The organism is Curtobacterium sp. 18060 (assembly GCF_902706105.1).
Taxonomy (GTDB): Bacteria; Actinomycetota; Actinomycetes; order Actinomycetales; family Microbacteriaceae; genus Curtobacterium.
The window spans coordinates 18,440-34,073 of record NZ_CACSJV010000019.1; the positions used below are offsets into that span (position 1 = coordinate 18,440).

At 71.5% G+C, this 15,634-nt stretch carries 12 protein-coding genes and 1 other RNA gene; 12 read left to right on the forward strand and 1 reads right to left on the reverse strand.

Annotated features, from left to right (window positions below):
• Positions 1-22: 22 nt before the first annotated feature.
• Positions 23-1,219: an acetate/propionate family kinase gene (locus tag GVL05_RS10760; RefSeq protein ID WP_159573143.1), complete on the forward strand. Its 1,197-nt coding sequence runs from the start codon at positions 23-25 to the stop codon at positions 1,217-1,219.
• Positions 1,220-1,789: 570 nt separating this feature from the next.
• On the opposite strand, the gene GVL05_RS10765 is transcribed toward GVL05_RS10760, so the two are convergent.
• Positions 1,790-2,464, reverse strand: coding sequence for an SDR family oxidoreductase (locus GVL05_RS10765; RefSeq protein WP_131845678.1), 675 nt, complete (start codon positions 2,462-2,464; stop codon positions 1,790-1,792).
• A gap of 37 nt (positions 2,465-2,501) precedes the next feature.
• Between GVL05_RS10765 and ffs the strand changes: the two genes are divergently transcribed.
• The 11 genes from ffs (at position 2,502) to GVL05_RS10820 (ending at position 15,385) form a co-directional block, all read left to right on the forward strand.
• Positions 2,502-2,598, forward strand: an RNA gene (ffs, locus tag GVL05_RS10770) — signal recognition particle sRNA small type.
• A gap of 253 nt (positions 2,599-2,851) precedes the next feature.
• Entirely contained in the window at positions 2,852-5,650 is a 2,799-nt protein-coding gene (locus GVL05_RS10775; RefSeq protein WP_159573144.1) for a DNA polymerase III subunit gamma and tau, read from the forward strand.
• On the forward strand, positions 5,650-6,249 hold the full coding sequence (gene recR, locus GVL05_RS10780; protein ID WP_111084231.1) for a recombination mediator RecR: 600 nt from the start codon (positions 5,650-5,652) through the stop codon (positions 6,247-6,249). Before GVL05_RS10775 ends, recR begins: the two co-directional genes overlap by 1 nt.
• A 116-nt stretch (positions 6,250-6,365) precedes the next feature.
• Positions 6,366-7,631, forward strand: coding sequence for an aspartate kinase (locus GVL05_RS10785; protein ID WP_133938455.1), 1,266 nt, complete (start codon positions 6,366-6,368; stop codon positions 7,629-7,631).
• A gap of 32 nt (positions 7,632-7,663) precedes the next feature.
• Positions 7,664-8,716, forward strand: a complete 1,053-nt coding sequence (locus GVL05_RS10790) for an aspartate-semialdehyde dehydrogenase (protein ID WP_123292140.1) — start codon at positions 7,664-7,666, stop codon at positions 8,714-8,716.
• A gap of 96 nt (positions 8,717-8,812) precedes the next feature.
• Positions 8,813-10,300: a malate:quinone oxidoreductase gene (locus GVL05_RS10795; RefSeq protein WP_159573145.1), complete on the forward strand. Its 1,488-nt coding sequence runs from the start codon at positions 8,813-8,815 to the stop codon at positions 10,298-10,300.
• A gap of 46 nt (positions 10,301-10,346) precedes the next feature.
• Positions 10,347-11,453 (forward strand): Rv2578c family radical SAM protein, encoded by a 1,107-nt coding sequence (locus tag GVL05_RS10800; protein WP_159573146.1) that lies wholly within the window; start codon positions 10,347-10,349, stop codon positions 11,451-11,453.
• Positions 11,454-11,606: 153 nt separating this feature from the next.
• A complete protein-coding gene (locus tag GVL05_RS10805) occupies positions 11,607-12,860 on the forward strand; it encodes a sensor histidine kinase (RefSeq protein ID WP_159573147.1) in 1,254 nt (417 codons plus the stop codon).
• Positions 12,857-14,071, forward strand: coding sequence for a hypothetical protein (locus GVL05_RS10810; protein ID WP_159573148.1), 1,215 nt, complete (start codon positions 12,857-12,859; stop codon positions 14,069-14,071). Before GVL05_RS10805 ends, GVL05_RS10810 begins: the two co-directional genes overlap by 4 nt.
• Positions 14,058-14,759 carry a response regulator transcription factor gene (locus GVL05_RS10815; protein ID WP_235035937.1) on the forward strand — a complete coding sequence of 234 codons (702 nt, stop codon included), beginning with the start codon at positions 14,058-14,060 and terminating at the stop codon, positions 14,757-14,759. The genes GVL05_RS10810 and GVL05_RS10815 overlap by 14 nt, the downstream gene beginning before the upstream one ends.
• Positions 14,759-15,385 (forward strand): thymidine kinase, encoded by a 627-nt coding sequence (locus GVL05_RS10820; RefSeq protein WP_123292145.1) that lies wholly within the window; start codon positions 14,759-14,761, stop codon positions 15,383-15,385. The genes GVL05_RS10815 and GVL05_RS10820 overlap by 1 nt, the downstream gene beginning before the upstream one ends.
• Positions 15,386-15,634: the final 249 nt, after the last annotated feature.

The window sequence follows — 15,634 nt, forward strand, 5'->3', positions numbered from 1 at the left end:
TGAGCAGAAAGCGACACCACCCGTGACCGCAGCCCTCGTCGTGAACTCCGGATCGAGTTCGTTCAAGTACCAGCTCATCGAACTCGAGGGGGAGCGCACGCTCGCCTCCGGGCTCGTGGAGCGCATCGGCGAGTCGGCCGGCGCGTGGAAGCACACCAACGCGCTGACGGGGGAGTCGTCGTCGAACGACGCCGCGTCCGTGCCGGACCACGCCGCCGGGTTCCAGGCGATGATCGACGCGTTCGCCAAGGTCGGTCCGTCGTTCGACGAGCACCCGCCGGCCGTCGTCGGCCACCGCGTCGTGCACGGCGGCACCACCTTCGACCGCGCGACGGTGGTGACGGACGACGTCGAACGACAGATCGAGGCGCTCAACAGCCTCGCGCCGCTGCACAACCCGGCGAACCTCGAGGGGATCCGGGCCGCGAAGCAGGTGTTCTCCGACGTGCCGCACGTCGCCGTGTTCGACACCGCGTTCCACCAGACCATGCCGCCGCACGCCTACACCTACGCGATCCCGGCCGACCTGGCGTCGAAGTACTCCATCCGCCGCTACGGCATGCACGGCACGAGCCACAAGTACGTCTCCGAGCAGGCCGCGGTCTTCCTCGACCGCCCGCTGTCCGAGCTGAAGACCATCGTGCTGCACCTGGGCAACGGTGCCTCGGCCGCAGCGATCGACGGCGGGAAGTCGATCGAGACATCGATGGGCCTCACACCGCTCGAAGGTCTCGTCATGGGTACCCGCTCCGGCGACCTCGACCCCGCCGTCCTGCTGCACCTGCACCGCGAGGCCGGGCTGTCCTTCGACGAGCTCGACACCATGCTCAACAAGCAGTCCGGGATGCTCGGCCTGACCGGCAACGGCGACATGCGCGACGTCCAGGACGCCGCCCTCAACGGCGACGAGGTCGCCGAAGCGGCGCTCGCCGTGTACCGCCACCGCATCCGTCGCTACGTCGGCGCCTACACGGCGCAGCTCGGCGGGCTCGACGCGGTGGTCTTCACCGCCGGCGTCGGCGAGAACAACGCGCTGCTGCGCCGGCGCGTGCTCGCCGGGCTCGAGCACCTGGGCATCGAGATCGATGCGGACCGCAACGAGCTGGGATCCCGGGAGGCCCGGGTCATCTCCACGGACACCTCACGTGTCGCGGTGCTCGTGATCCCGACGAACGAGGAACTGGAGATCGCCCGACAGTCGGCTGCGGTCGCGCTCTGACGCGGAGCGCGCTGCGCGGTGCGCGCTGCGCTGCCTGGCGCCAGCACGGTGCGGCCTGGCTGGGCTGGTGCGGGGTTGGTCGCTGGGTGCGCGCTTGTAGCGCGGCACGGAGCGTGCAAGCTCGCACGGGGTGTCGAGGTGCGCACGGTGCGGACGGTGCGGACGGTGCGGACGGTGCGGACGGTGCGGACGGGAGGCGCGGGGCGGGCTGGCGCCGTGCCTCCCGTCCGGCGCTGGGTCGCGGTCGCCGCATGGTGCGGCCTGCGTGGGCTGGTGCGGGGTTGGTGGCTGGGTGCGCGCTTGCAGCGCGGCACCGGGCGTGCAAGCTCGCACGGGGTGTCGAGGTGCGCACGGTGCGGACGGTGCGGACGGTGCGGACGGTGCGGACGGGAGGCGCGGGGCGGGCTGGCGCCGTGCCTCCCGTCCGGCGCTGGGTCGCGGTCACCACACGGTGCGGCCTGCGTGGGCTGGTGCGGGGTTGGTCGCTGGGTGCGCGCTTGTAGCGCGGCACGGAGCGTGCAAGCTCGCACGGGGTGACGAGGTGCGCACGGTGCGGACGGGGCGCGCGCCTCAGGACAGGGCGTCGAGGGCCGCGGGGATCGGCGTGTTCCCGCTCGTGACCTCGAACTGGACCCCGACGGCCGAGTCGTCGAGCAGCGCGTGCAGCACGACCGTGGCGACGTCGGCGCGGGGGATCGAGCCGCGCGGCACGGTGCGCCCGACGTCGACCGTTCCCTGCGGCGGGGTGTCGAGCAGGCCTCCCGGACGCACGATCGTCCACCGCAGCCGTCGGGCGCGCAGGTTCGCGTCGGCCTCGGCCTTCGCCCGGAGGTAGACCTGGAACACGGCGGCGTCGTCCTTCGCAGGGACCACCGCGGCCTCCGGGTCGTAGGTGTCCGCCGCCATCGCCGACACCATCACGTACCGGTCGATGCCCGCGCGCTCCGCGGCGTCCGCGAGCAGGATCGCGCCGTCCCGGTCGACGGTGAGCTTGCGCTCCGCGCCGCTGTTCGGCCCGGCGCCGGCGGCGAAGACCACGGCGTCGACCCCGCGGAGGCGCAGTGCCAGGTCGTCGTCGCCGAGCTGTTCGAGGTCCGCGACGATCGCCGTGGCACCCTGCTGCTCCACGTCGGCGACGTGTGCGGGGTTGCGGACGATCGCGACGGCGTCGTGTCCGGCGTCGGTGATCTGGCGGGCGAGGAGCAGTGCGATCTGGCCGTGTCCTCCGGCGATGGCGATCTTCATGTGTCAATCCTGCCCGGTCGCATCCGGTAGAGTTGTCGGCGGCTCCTCACGTGACGCCATCCAGGTGAACTCCCCCAGGGCGGAAACGCAGCAAGGGTAGCCGGGCTCTGGCGGGTGCGTGGGGAGTCTTTTCTGTCTCCGCAAGGGTAGCCGGGGCTGTGCCCGTCTCCGGCGCGAGTGCGTGGGGAGTCTTTTCTGTCTCCGCAGGGGGAGCCGCGGCTGAGCCCGAGCAGCGTCACGCACCGCGCCTCCTGTCCGACCCCGAGTCGGCCGGGAGGCGCGGTGCCGTCCGTGCGCTCGGCCCACTCTGGGCAGGCGGTCCGGTCCAGTGCCCGTGGACCTGTGGAGGGGCACGCGGGTGTCGGTCGTCCCGGCTACCCTGGTCGCGTGGTCACCGCCCTGTATCGCCGTTACCGGCCCGAGAACTTCGCCGAGCTGATCGGGCAGTCGCAGGTCACCGACCCGCTCCGCACGGCGCTCCGCACCAACCGCGTCAACCACGCCTACCTGTTCAGCGGTCCGCGTGGCTGCGGCAAGACGACCTCGGCCCGCATCCTGGCGCGGTGCCTCAACTGCGCCGAGGGGCCGACCGACACCCCGTGCGGCGTCTGCCCGAGCTGTGTCGAACTCGCCCGTGACGGCAGCGGTTCGCTCGACGTCATCGAGATCGACGCCGCGAGCCACAACGGTGTCGACGACGCGCGCGACCTCCGTGACCGCGCCGTGTTCGCCCCCGCGCGCGACCGCTACAAGATCTTCATCCTCGACGAAGCGCACATGGTCACCCCGCAGGGGTTCAACGCGCTGCTCAAGCTGGTCGAAGAACCGCCGGAGCACGTCAAGTTCATCTTCGCGACGACCGAGCCGGAGAAGGTCATCGGCACGATCCGGTCGCGCACCCACCACTACCCGTTCCGGCTCGTGCCGCCCGCCGTCATGCTCGAGTACATCGAGCAGCTCTGCACGCAGGAATCGGTCACGGTCGCACCCGGCGTCCTGCCCCTGGTCGTGCGCGCCGGCGGTGGTTCCGTCCGCGACACCCTGTCCCTGCTCGACCAGCTCATCGCCGGCAGCGAAGACGGCGCGATCGCCTACGAGCGCGCGGTCGCCCTGCTCGGCTACACCGACGCCGCGCTGCTCGACGACGTCGTGGACGCCCTCGCCGTGGCCGACCCGGCCTCCGCCTTCGCTGCGATCGACCGGGTCGTGCAGACCGGTCAGGACCCGCGTCGGTTCGTCGAGGACCTGCTCGAGCGCTTGCGCGACCTGATCGTCGTCGCGGCGACGAACGAGAGCGCCGCGGCGGTCCTGCGCGGTGTCTCGCCGGACGAGCTCGACACCATGACCCGGCAGGCCGGTGTCTTCGGTGCCACCGGGCTGTCCCGTGGCGCGGACATCGCGAACAAGGCGCTGACCGACATGACCGGAGCGACCTCGCCCCGGCTGCACCTCGAGCTCATGACGGCGCGCATGCTCGTACCCGAGGCCGACGACACCCAGCGCGGTGCCCTCGCCCGGGTCGAGCGGCTCGAGCGCCGCGTCGGTGTCGGGGACGCCGGCGGACACCAGGCACCGTCCGGCGCGGTCGCGGCGCAGGGGTCCACCCAGCCGGCCGCCACCAGCACGGCGCCCGCACCGGCCGCGTCGTCGGCTGCGGCACCGCGTCGGCAGGAGCCCGCCGCGCAGCAGGGCCCCGCCGTCCAGCAGACCCCGGCGGCGCAGCAGGCTCCCGCCGCGCAGCAGGCTCCCGCCGCGGCGTCGGCGAACGCGGCTCCGGCGGCGCAGTCCGACGCCGGCAGTGCGGCACGTGACGCCGCAGCCTCCTGGGCCGCAGCCGTCCCGAGCGCTCCCGAGCCCGCTGCTCCGACCACCGAACAAGTCAGTGCTTCGTCCACGGGCCAGGGCACGACGATCGGTGACGAGCCGGCGGTCCGGACCGTCGGCGCCGTGGGCTTCCAGCAGATGCGCGACGCCTGGCCGCAGATCGTCGAGCACGTGCAGCACGCCAAGCGGTCGGCGTGGTCGGTGGTCGTCACCGCACAGGTGACCGCGCTGCGCGACGACGTGCTGACCCTGACCTTCCCGAGCCAGCAGGACGTCGCCTCGTTCAAGGAGATGTCCGACCCCTCGGCCAGTGTGAGCGAACTGCTCCGCGCCGCGATCATGGACGTCATCGGGCTCCGCGTGAAGTTCGTCGCCCGCGGTCCCGGGGGGCCTGGTCAACAGCGCACCCCGGTCCCCACGCAGCAGCCGTCCGCCCCGGCCGGCCGTCCGGCGCCGGCGAGCCAGCCCGCTGAGCAGGCGCAGCCGCAGTCGCAGCCGCAGCCGCAGACGTCGTCGGCGCCGCAGTCCGCCGCGCCCGCTCCGACGTCGGCCCCGGCCCCGGCCTCCGAGGCCGCTGCAGCCACCGGGGACGGTCCGGCCGCCCCTGCTGAGGCCGCCGCCTCCGCAGCGCCCGACACGACGGCGGCACCCGAACCCGCGGCGTCCACGCCGGAGTCCGGTCCCGCCGCCACCGAGCCGGAGCCCCGTCCGGCGCAGGCACCCGCTCCGGCGTCGGCGCCGGCTCCCGCTGCTGCGTCGGCACCCGCTCCGACGCAGGCACCCGCTCCCGCGCAGGCGCCCGCACCGTCCGGCGCACCCGTCACCGACTGGGCGGTCGCGACGATCCCCGCGAGCGACCCCACCGCCGACGCCGTGCCCGAGTCCGTCGAACCCGGCTGGGCGGCACCCTTCGGCACCGCTCCGGCCGCCGCGCCCGTCGCCCCGGCCGAGTCCGTCGACCCGCAGCAGCCCCGGTCCGAGGCGCCTGCGCAACCCGCCGGTGCCACCGCACCGCAGGGGGTGCAGCCGACCGACGGCGGACCGCAGGCGGCGTCGTCGACGGTCGCCGCGCCTCCCGGAGGACCCGTCGTACCGGGCGTGCCCGTCGACGACTACCCGCTGGACGACGAACCGTACGACGACGGCGCGCCGTTCCCGGACCCCGGTCACGGCCGATCCGCCGCAGCGCCCGCGCAGGCGCCGGCCGCCCCGCGCGCACAGACGGCTCCTCCGGCCGCGCCGCGGACCGCACCACCGGCGCGTCGTGCGCCGGTCGCCGGTCGCTACGGCGAGGCCGTCGTGCGTGAGATCCTCAATGCCCAGTTCATCGAGGAGACCGCTCTCCACCAGGACGGTGCCTGATGTACGACGGGATCGTCCAGGACCTCATCGACGAGTTCGGTCGCCTGCCGGGCATCGGCCCGAAGTCGGCGCAACGCATCGCGTTCCACATCCTGCAGACCGAGTCGTTCGACCCGTCGCGGCTGTCCGAGCTGCTGGCGGACGTCAAGGAGCGCGTGCGCTTCTGCGAGATCTGCGGCAACGTCACCGAGAACGTCCAGTGCAGCATCTGCCGCGACCCGCGCCGGTCGCCGGCCACGATCTGCGTGGTGGAAGAGGCGAAGGACGTCGCGGCGATCGAACGCACCCGTGAGTTCCGCGGGCTCTACCACGTGCTCGGTGGCGCGATCAGCCCGATCGACGGCATCGGCCCGGACGACCTGCGGATCCAGCAGCTCATGACGCGCCTGGCCGACGGCACGGTCGAAGAGGTCATCATCGCGACCGACCCCAACCTCGAGGGCGAGGCGACGGCGACCTACCTGAGCCGGCTGCTCGTCCCGATGGGCATCCGGACGACCCGGCTGGCCTCGGGCCTGCCGGTCGGCGGCGACCTCGAGTACGCCGACGAGGTCACGCTCGGCCGTGCGTTCGAGGGCCGTCGCGTCGTCGGCGGCTGAGCCCCACGCAGGATAGTTGCGTGTGGGGCGGCTCGCACGCAACATCCTCGAAACACCGACTACCATTGTGAGACCGCGTGACCTCGCGGTGTCGCCGTCTCCGGGAGTACCAGCCAGTGGCCTTGATCGTGCAGAAGTTCGGTGGATCCTCCGTCGCGGACGCCGAGAGCATCAAGCGCGTGGCGAAGCGGATCGTCGAGACGAAGAAGGCCGGCAACGACGTCGTCGTGGCGGTGTCGGCGATGGGCGACACCACCGACGAGCTCGTCGACCTGGCGCACTCGGTCACCCCGATCCCCGCCGGCCGTGAACTCGACATGCTCCTGACCGCGGGGGAGCGCATCTCGATGGCGCTGCTCGCGATGGCGATCAAGAGCCTCGGGGTCGAAGCCTCGTCGTACACCGGCAGCCAGGCGGGCATGCTCACCGACGCGCAGCACGGCAAGGCGCGCATCGTCGACGTCACCCCGAAGCGCGTGCGTGAGGCGCTCGACTCCGGCCACGTCGCGATCGTCGCGGGGTTCCAGGGGTTCAACCGCACGACGGGCGAGATCACCACGCTCGGCCGGGGCGGCTCGGACACGACGGCCGTCGCCCTCGCCGCCGCGCTCGACGCCGACGTCTGCGAGATCTACACCGACGTCGACGGCATCTTCACCGCCGACCCTCGTGTCGTGCCGAAGGCCCGCAAGGTCGACCGCATCACGAGCGAGGAGATGCTCGAGCTCGCGGCGTCCGGCGCCAAGGTCCTCTACATCCGTGCCGTCGAGTACGCCCGCCGGCACGGCGTCACCCTGCACGTCCGGTCCTCGTTCAACAACACCGAGGGCACCATCGTCTACAACCCTGCCGAGGGGGAAACCGTGGAAGAACCGATCATCACCGGGATCGCCGGAGACCTCTCCGAGGGGAAGATCACCGTCGTGGGCGTCCCGGACCAGCCGGGCAAGGCCGCCGAGATCTTCACCAACGTCGCACGCGCCGGGGCGAACATCGACATGATCGTCCAGAACGTGTCGGCGGCGTCGACCGGGCGGACGGACATCTCGTTCACCCTGCCGAAGGACCAGGGCCAGACCGTGCTCACGGCGCTCGAGGTCGCGAAGTCCGACATCGGCTACGAGAGCATCCAGTACGACGACCAGATCGGCAAGCTCGCCCTGGTCGGTGCCGGTATGCGCACCAACGCCGGCGTCTCGGCGAAGCTCTTCCGCGCGCTGCACGACGCATCGATCAACATCGAGATGATCTCCACCTCGGAGATCCGCATCTCGGTCGTCACCCGCGCCGACACCCTCAACGAGGCGATGCGGGTCGTGCACAACGCGTTCGACCTCGACGCCGATGCCGAAGCCGTCGTCCACGCCGGCACCGGCCGCTGACCCACGCTGACCCGCTGAACCAGGAGCACCGCATGAGCACCCTCACCGTCGCCGTCGTCGGCGCCACCGGACAGGTCGGCGCCGTGATGCGTCGTCTGCTCGAAGAGCGCGCGTTCCCGGCCGACCAGGTCCGGTTCTTCGCGAGCGCCCGGTCCGCCGGCACGACCCTGCCGTTCCGCGGCGAGCAGATCGTGGTCGAGGACTCCGAGCTGGCCGATCCGTCGGGCATCGACATCGCCCTGTTCTCGGCCGGTGCCACCGCCTCGCGGGCCCTCGCGCCGAAGTTCGCCGCAGCCGGGGCGCTCGTCGTCGACAACTCGAGCGCCTGGCGCATGGACCCCGAGGTCCCGCTCGTCGTGAGCGAGGTCAACCCGCACGCGATCGACCAGGCCCCCAAGGGGATCATCGCGAACCCCAACTGCACCACCATGGCGATCATGCCGGTACTCAAGGTGTTGGACACCGAGGCCGGGCTCCGCCGTCTGGTCGCCACGACCTACCAGGCCGTCTCCGGCTCCGGGCTCGCCGGCGTCGAGGAGCTGCTCGGCCAGGCGCGTGCCGCCCTCGAGCAGGACACCGCAGCGCTCACCCACGACGGTTCCGCGGTGACGTTCCCCGAGCCGGTCAAGTACGTCCGCCCGATCGCCTTCGACGTCGTGCCGCTCGCCGGCAGCATCGTCGAGGACGGCCTGGGGGAGACCGACGAAGAGAAGAAGCTCCGCAACGAGAGCCGCAAGATCCTCGAGCTCCCCGACCTGCTCGTCGCCGGCACGTGCGTGCGTGTGCCGGTCTTCACCGGCCACTCCATCTCGGTGCACGCCGAGTTCGAGCGTCCACTGTCGCCCGAGCGTGCGACCGAGATCCTGTCGAGCGCACCGGGCGTGGAGCTGTCGGACGTGCCGACGCCGCTGCAGGCCGCCGGTCAGGACCCCGCGTTCGTCGGGCGCATCCGTGCCGACCAGTCCGCGCCCGAGGGGCGTGGGCTCGCACTGTTCGTCAGCAACGACAACCTGCGGAAGGGTGCAGCGCTCAACGCGGTGCAGATCGCCGAGGCGATCGTCGCGCGTCGTACCGTCGCCGCGTAGCGGCAGAGTCGCCGCTCAGCGGCGCGGCCGCGCGCAGCGACTCGGTCACCGCGCGCGGCTGACCGGCCTGTCGGTCGACGCCGGTAGGATCGACGGGTGGCAGTGAAGCAGGTGGACCCGATCGATGTCGTCCTCGTCGGGGGAGGCATCATGAGCGCCACCCTCGGCGCGATCATCCACCGGCTCGAGCCTTCGTGGAAGATCCGCGTGTACGAGCGTCTCGGCGCCGTCGCGCAGGAGTCCTCGAACCCGTGGAACAACGCCGGCACCGGGCACTCCGCGCTCTGCGAGCTGAACTACACGCCCGAGCTCGCCGACGGTCGCGTCGAGATCGCGAAGGCCGTCACGGTCAACGAGCAGTTCCAGGTCTCGCGGCAGTTCTGGTCGCACCTGGTCGAGACCGGTACGCTGCCCGACCCGTCCAACTTCATCAACCCGACCCCGCACATCTCCTTCGTCTGGGGTGCGGACAACGTCGAGTACATGCGCAAGCGGTACGAGGCGATGCGGGGACACCCGCTGTTCGCCGGGATCGAGTTCTCCGACGACCCCGCTCAGATCCGCAAGTGGGCGCCCGCACTCATCCCCGGCCGCAAGAAGGACCAGCCGATCGCGGCGACCTACTCGGCGGCGGGCTCCGACGTCGACTTCGGGTCGCTCACCCGGCAGCTGTTCGACCAGCTCGAGCTCGACGGGCTCGAGTTCGAACCGAACCACCAGGTCAAGAACATCTCGCGGGGCAAGGACTTCGACGGCTGGGCGATCGACGTCCTGAACGAGGTCGGTCGGTCGACGCAGAAGATCGCCGCGAAGTTCGTCTTCGTCGGTGCCGGTGGTGGGGCCCTGCAGCTGCTGCAGAAGTCCGGCATCCCGGAGATCCGCGGGTACGGCGGCTTCCCGGTCTCCGGCGAGTTCCTGCGCACAGACGACCCCGAGGTCGTGCAGAAGCACGCAGCCAAGGTCTACGGCAAGGCCAGCGTGGGGGCGCCGCCGATGTCGGTGCCGCACCTGGACACCCGCATCGTCGACGGCAACGCGTCGCTGATGTTCGGGCCGTACGCCGGGTTCAGCCCGAAGTTCCTGAAGCAGGGGTCGATGCTCGACCTGTTCAAGTCGATCCGACCGCACAACCTGCGCCCGATGCTGAGCGTCGCGTTCTCGAACTTCGACCTGGTGCGCTACCTGATCGGCCAGCTGCTCGCCTCGAAGCAGACGAAGTTCGACGCGCTGCGCGACTTCATGCCGAGCGCCGAGCCCGAGAACTGGCACAAGATCATCGCGGGCCAGCGGGTGCAGGTCATCAAGCCGGACAAGGACAAGGGCGGGGTGCTGCAGTTCGGCACCGAGGTCATCACGGCTGCCGATGGTTCGATCGCCGGGCTCCTCGGAGCCTCGCCGGGGGCGTCGACCGCCGTGCCGATCATGCTCGGCCTGCTCCGGAAGTGCTTCCCCGACCGGTGGGACGGCTGGCAGGACGCGGTCCACGAGATGGTCCCGACCTACGGGCAGGACCTCGGTGACGACGCCGCCCTGGCCGACGACACCCTCGAGCGCACGGCGAAGGTGCTCGGCCTGCACCACTGACCAGCTCCGGCTTGCGGCCCGTTCGAACATGTGTTCGAATGACGGCATGCGGTGGAGTGGACAGGCGATCGATGCCGAGCAGAGCGACGCACTGCCGGGCATGGAGTCGAACAGCGGGTTCGTCCGGAGTGTGACGACGCCCGAGTTCGCGGGTGTCACGTTCCACGAGGTGCTGGCGAAGAGCGCGCTGAACCGGGTGCCGAGCGCCGACGGTTCCGGCACCTACGGGTGGACCATCAACCCGTACCGGGGGTGCAGTCACGCGTGCGTGTACTGCTTCGCGCGGCCGACGCACACCTACCTCGAGTTCGACGGCGGAGCCGACTTCGACCAGCAGATCGTCGTGAAGACGAACGTGGCCGACGTCCTGCGGCGTGAGCTCGGCAAGCCCACGTGGGACCGTCACCCGATCGCGCTCGGCACGAACACCGACCCGTACCAGCGTGCCGAGGGTCGGTACCGACTGATGCCCGGGGTGATCCAGGCGTTGGCAGACAGCCGCACACCGTTCAGCATCCTGACGAAGGGCACGCTGCTCCGGCGCGACCTGCCGCTCCTGGCCGAGGCGGCGAAGGTGGTGCCGGTCGACCTCGCGATGTCGATCGCCGTGTACGACGACGACCTGCAGCAGTCGGTGGAGCCCGGCACCCCCACGACGGCTGCGCGGCTCGCCACCGTGCGGGCGATCCGCGACGCCGGGCTCGACTGCACAGTGTTCCTCATGCCCGTGCTGCCGTACATCACCGACACCCGTGCACACCTCGACGACGCCGTCGGTCGGGCGGCGGCGGCCGGTGCCACGAGCGTCATGTACTCCGCGCTGCACCTGCGGCCGGGCGTGAAGCCGTGGTGGTTCGAGTGGCTCGGACGCGAACGGCCCGACCTGGTGGCGCGCTACCGGGCGATGTACCTCGACAACACCTTCGCGCCGAAGGACTACCGCCGCTGGCTGTCGGAGCGCATCCGACCGATCCTGGCGGCGCACGGCGTCGGCCTCGGGCGCGTGGACCCGGCGACGGGGTCGATGGGCTTCTCGGACCCCTCGACGGTGCCGCAGGAACAGTCGATCCCCACGACGTCGCCGCTCAAGCGCGCGGATCCGGGCTTCGACCGCCGTCTGCTCCGACCGGTCGCGCCGCAGACGTTGTTCTGAGCAACGAAGGTTGCGCGTTCGGGGGACATCGGTGCGTGGTGGGGGCCGGTATCATCGACCGGGTCGCCGAACGGACGCTGTTTCGGGGTACACGGTCAGCACCGAGGTGTTTGATCGTGGGCGGCATTCCCGCCACCCGGAAGGACCCATCTCGTGCTCGGCATCCCCACGCACCTCGCTCCGCGAGTAAACGCGTGGTCGACGGTGCGGGCCTTCCACGCCGGTGCGATCGGATCGTTGGTGGCGGCGGCGATCGCGCTGCTGCTGTACCGGCTGTCCGAGCCCGACGTGCAGGTGATCAGTGCGGTCCTGGCGCTCGTCCCGATGCTCGGCATGATCGGCGTGCGCGTGCAGTTCGGCACCTGGCGCTCCGCGGTCGCGTTCCTGATCGTCGGCGGCGTCTGTGCGTGGTGGTTCGCGATGGTCGTGCAGCAGCAGGTCCCGTTGGGCTGGGTCACCTCGTACCTGCTGTCGTTGGCGGTCATCCCGCTCATCCTGGTCGGCGGTGCCGGCGCGGTGCCGAGCCGCGTCGTGCTGTGGTCCTTCCTCGGCTTCCTGACCGGACGGGTGGCGACGTGGATCGCGGTCGTCCAGGCCGACGGCCCACCGCGTCCGCTCGTGCTCGCCTGGGTGACGCTCGGCTTCGTGGTCGTCCTGGTGCTGTTCACGAGCCGGAGCACCGGTCGGTCGGAGCGGGTGCAGCCGGAGCTGCTGCGCTCGGCGCGTGAGGAGCACGTCTCCGCGTACCGTGCCGGGGTCGAGGCCGAGGCGGCTGCGATCCTGCACGACACCGTCCTGAACCACCTCAACGCGATCGCCCTGGCGCCCGACGGACCGATGGACCCGCACCTGGCACGGACCGTCGAAGCCGACGTCGCCGTCCTGACCGGCAAGGGGTGGCTGGCACCGGCCGCCCGGCAGCGACCGGGTGCAGCCGTCGACGCGTTCGCCGTCATGGTCGACGAGCACCGTGCGGCCGGTCTCGATGTCACGGTTTCCGGTGATCCGTCCGCCCTCGACCGGCTCGACCAGCGTGCCGTCACCGCGCTCGTCCGCGCCGTGGGGCAGTGTCTGGCCAACGTCCGCAAGCACGCCGGTGTCGACGCGGCCGAGGTCAGCGTCTTCGACGACGGTGCGTCGTGCACCGTGATGGTGGTCGACGACGGTCGCGGTTTCGACGAGGACTCCACGGGCTCCGACCGGATGGGCCTGCGTGGCTCGGTCCGCGACCGCATCGGGCGGGTGGGCGGCGACGTCCAGATCTGGTCGTCGCCCGGTTCGGGGACGAGCGTGATGATGACGGTGCCGTTCGGACCGGTCACCGCCACGACCGACGCCGTGGCCACCGACCACGTCGGCACCGTGGTCCCCGACGAGGTCGGCGGCGTGCACGGAGCCGACCGGTGAGCGCCACGACCGAGGCCCGTCGGACCGCGCAGCAGTACGACCCGCTCGGTGCGATGGGGTCGCGTCCGCTCGCGATCGGGCTCGGCGCCGCCAGCATCGTCTGGGCACTCCTGGTGTCCGTGTTCGACCGTGACGTCGTGGGCAGCCCCACCCTCAGCGCGCTCACCGTCATCCTGGTCGCGGCATCGGCAGCGGTCGTGTTCACCGCCTCGAGTCCGTTCCGCGCACCGTTCCCGCGGTGGGCGTTCGTCGCGCACGTCGGGCTGCTCGGCCTGGCGTCGGTGACGAGCGTCGCCGCGCAGTGGGGACCCGACCGCAGCGCCCTGAACGACTTCATGTCGCTCATCACGGCGACCGGCATCGTGATGGTCGCGCCGTACCGGCCCTGGACGGACCTGACCATCGGCGGCGCCCTGCTCGCCGTCGTCAACGCCGCGACCTGGGGCGTCGGTGCAGCGACGTTCCCGCACGAGATCCCCGTCGCCGTCGCGGCCTTCCTGGCGGCGGCACCGACCCTGGTGCTGACCGCTGCGTCGGCCGTCTTCGCGTGGACGTTCGCGGGTCTGGCCGAGCGGGTGCAGATCCGGGCTGGTTCCTACTCGGTCGAGCGTGCGGAGCGGGACGGCATCGCGGCGAGCGTGCAGCAGGACCGGTCGACGATCCTCGCCCGCGACGTCGCACCGTTCTTCGCCGAGCTGCGCACGCGCGAGGTCATCACCGATGCCGACCGCGAGCGGGCACGACTGATCGCCGACGGCATCCGCCGGGCGATGGTCGCCGACGCGGACCGCACCTGGTTCGAGCAGGCCGTGCGGGTCGAGGGCGGGGACGCCCCGGTCGTCGACGACCCGGACGGGCTCGCCGCGATGCTCGACGCCGACCAGCGCTCCGTGGTGCGGACGTTCCTGCGGGCCGCGTTCCGTGCCTCGACCGTCGACCCGGCCGGGTTCCGGGCAACGCTCCGACGCGCGGACGGGCAGGACGACGCGGCCACACGCGGCGATCCAGCGCGCACCGACCCGGCCCGCACCGACCCGGCCCGCGATGCCCGCGTGCTGCTCGAACTCGACCTCGCCGTGGCCGACTCCGACATCGGGATCCACCGCACCTTCGACCCCTACTTCGCCGTCCTCCGTGTGACGTTCCCCGACCTCGACGTCGCGGTTCGTCCGTCCGCCCTCGCACTAAGGTTCTCCTATGACCAGCACTGACCCGAACAGGCTCTCGGAGGGGTCCCCGTCCCTCCCGAACCCGGGGGCACGACGTGTGCGGTTGGCCATCCTCGACGACCACGAGGTGCTGCTGGACAGCCTGTCGAGCTGGATCGCGGTGAATGCGTTCGACTTCGACCTGGCCCTGACCGCGCACACCTGGCTCGAGATGGTCCACAGCGACAGCTTCCCGACTGACCTGGTGTTCCTCGACTTCCAGCTCAAGGAACCCGTCTCGATCGAGGCCCGTGTCCGCACCTGCCGTGCCGCCGGCGCGAAGGTGATCGTGCTCTCCAGCGTCGACAGCCGCGAGTCCCGCGATCGTGCCCTGGCAGCAGGCGCCGCGGCGTTCCTGTCGAAGTCCCTGCCGATGCGCGAGGTCATGGACGTCGCCCGCGAGATCATGGGCGTCGCACGCGAGACCCCGCAGCCGCGGGAGTGGCGTCCGCTGCCCACCGGGGCGGCTGCGCACCAGCGTCCGAAGCTCAGCCACGGCGAGGAAGAAGCGCTCCGGCTGTACGTGTCCGGCTACTCGACGAACGAGGTCGCCGCGCAGATGAACGTGCAGTACGAGACCGCGAAGACCTACCTGCGCCGGGTCCGCGAGAAGTACAGCAAGGTCGGCCGTCCCGCCTCGAAGAAGTCCGACCTGATCCGGCGGGCCGCCGAGGACGGGTTCCTCGCGTAGTGGCGAAGCTCTACTTCCGCTACGGCGCGATGAACAGCGGCAAGAGCACGGGGCTCCTGCAGGCTGCCTACAACTACGAGGAGCGCGGCCACCGGGTCCTGCTCGCGAAGCCCGCGGTGGACACCAAGGGCGACCGGGAGATCGTGTCCCGCCTCGGCGTGACCCGCACCGTCGACCTGGTCTTCGCCCCCGACGCCGACGTCCGGTCCGCGGTCGCCGCGGCCGGCGCCGTCGACCCCGAGTCCGACCGCCTCGACGGCATGGTCCGCGCGGTCAGCTGCGTCCTGGTCGACGAGGCGCAGTTCCTCACTCCGCAGCAGGTCGACGACCTGCTCCGCATCGCGGTCCTCGACGAGATCCCGGTGATCACGTACGGCATCCGCACCGACTTCCGCACCGAGGCGTTCCCGGGCAGCGCCCGCCTGCTCGAGGTCGCGCACTCGCTCGAAGAGCTCAAGACGATCTGCCGGTGCGGTCGCAAGGCCGTCTTCAACGCCCGCACCGTCGACGGCCGGTTCGTGTTCGACGGCTCGCAGGTCGCCATCGACGGCGTCGACGTCGCCTACGAGTCGCTCTGCGCCAACTGCTACCTGACGGAGTCCGGCGGCCGGCTCGACGGCGCCTGACCCGCTCTGCCGGCAGATCATCACACATCGCTCGCGTTCGCCGAGCGGACACGTCGCGTCGCCGGTGCGCCCGTCGGGCGACCGGACGCGACCAGTCCGCGAGGTGCGCGCGGCAGGTCGTGACCGCTCGGCGCTCGAGACGCGACCGCAGACGGCCTGGAGGCCCGGTGCAGCCCCGCCACGGGCCTCCCGGCCGTCGCGCCTGACGTCCAAGGCGCGCCGCATGCGTCCGCCGTTCGGTCGCGAACC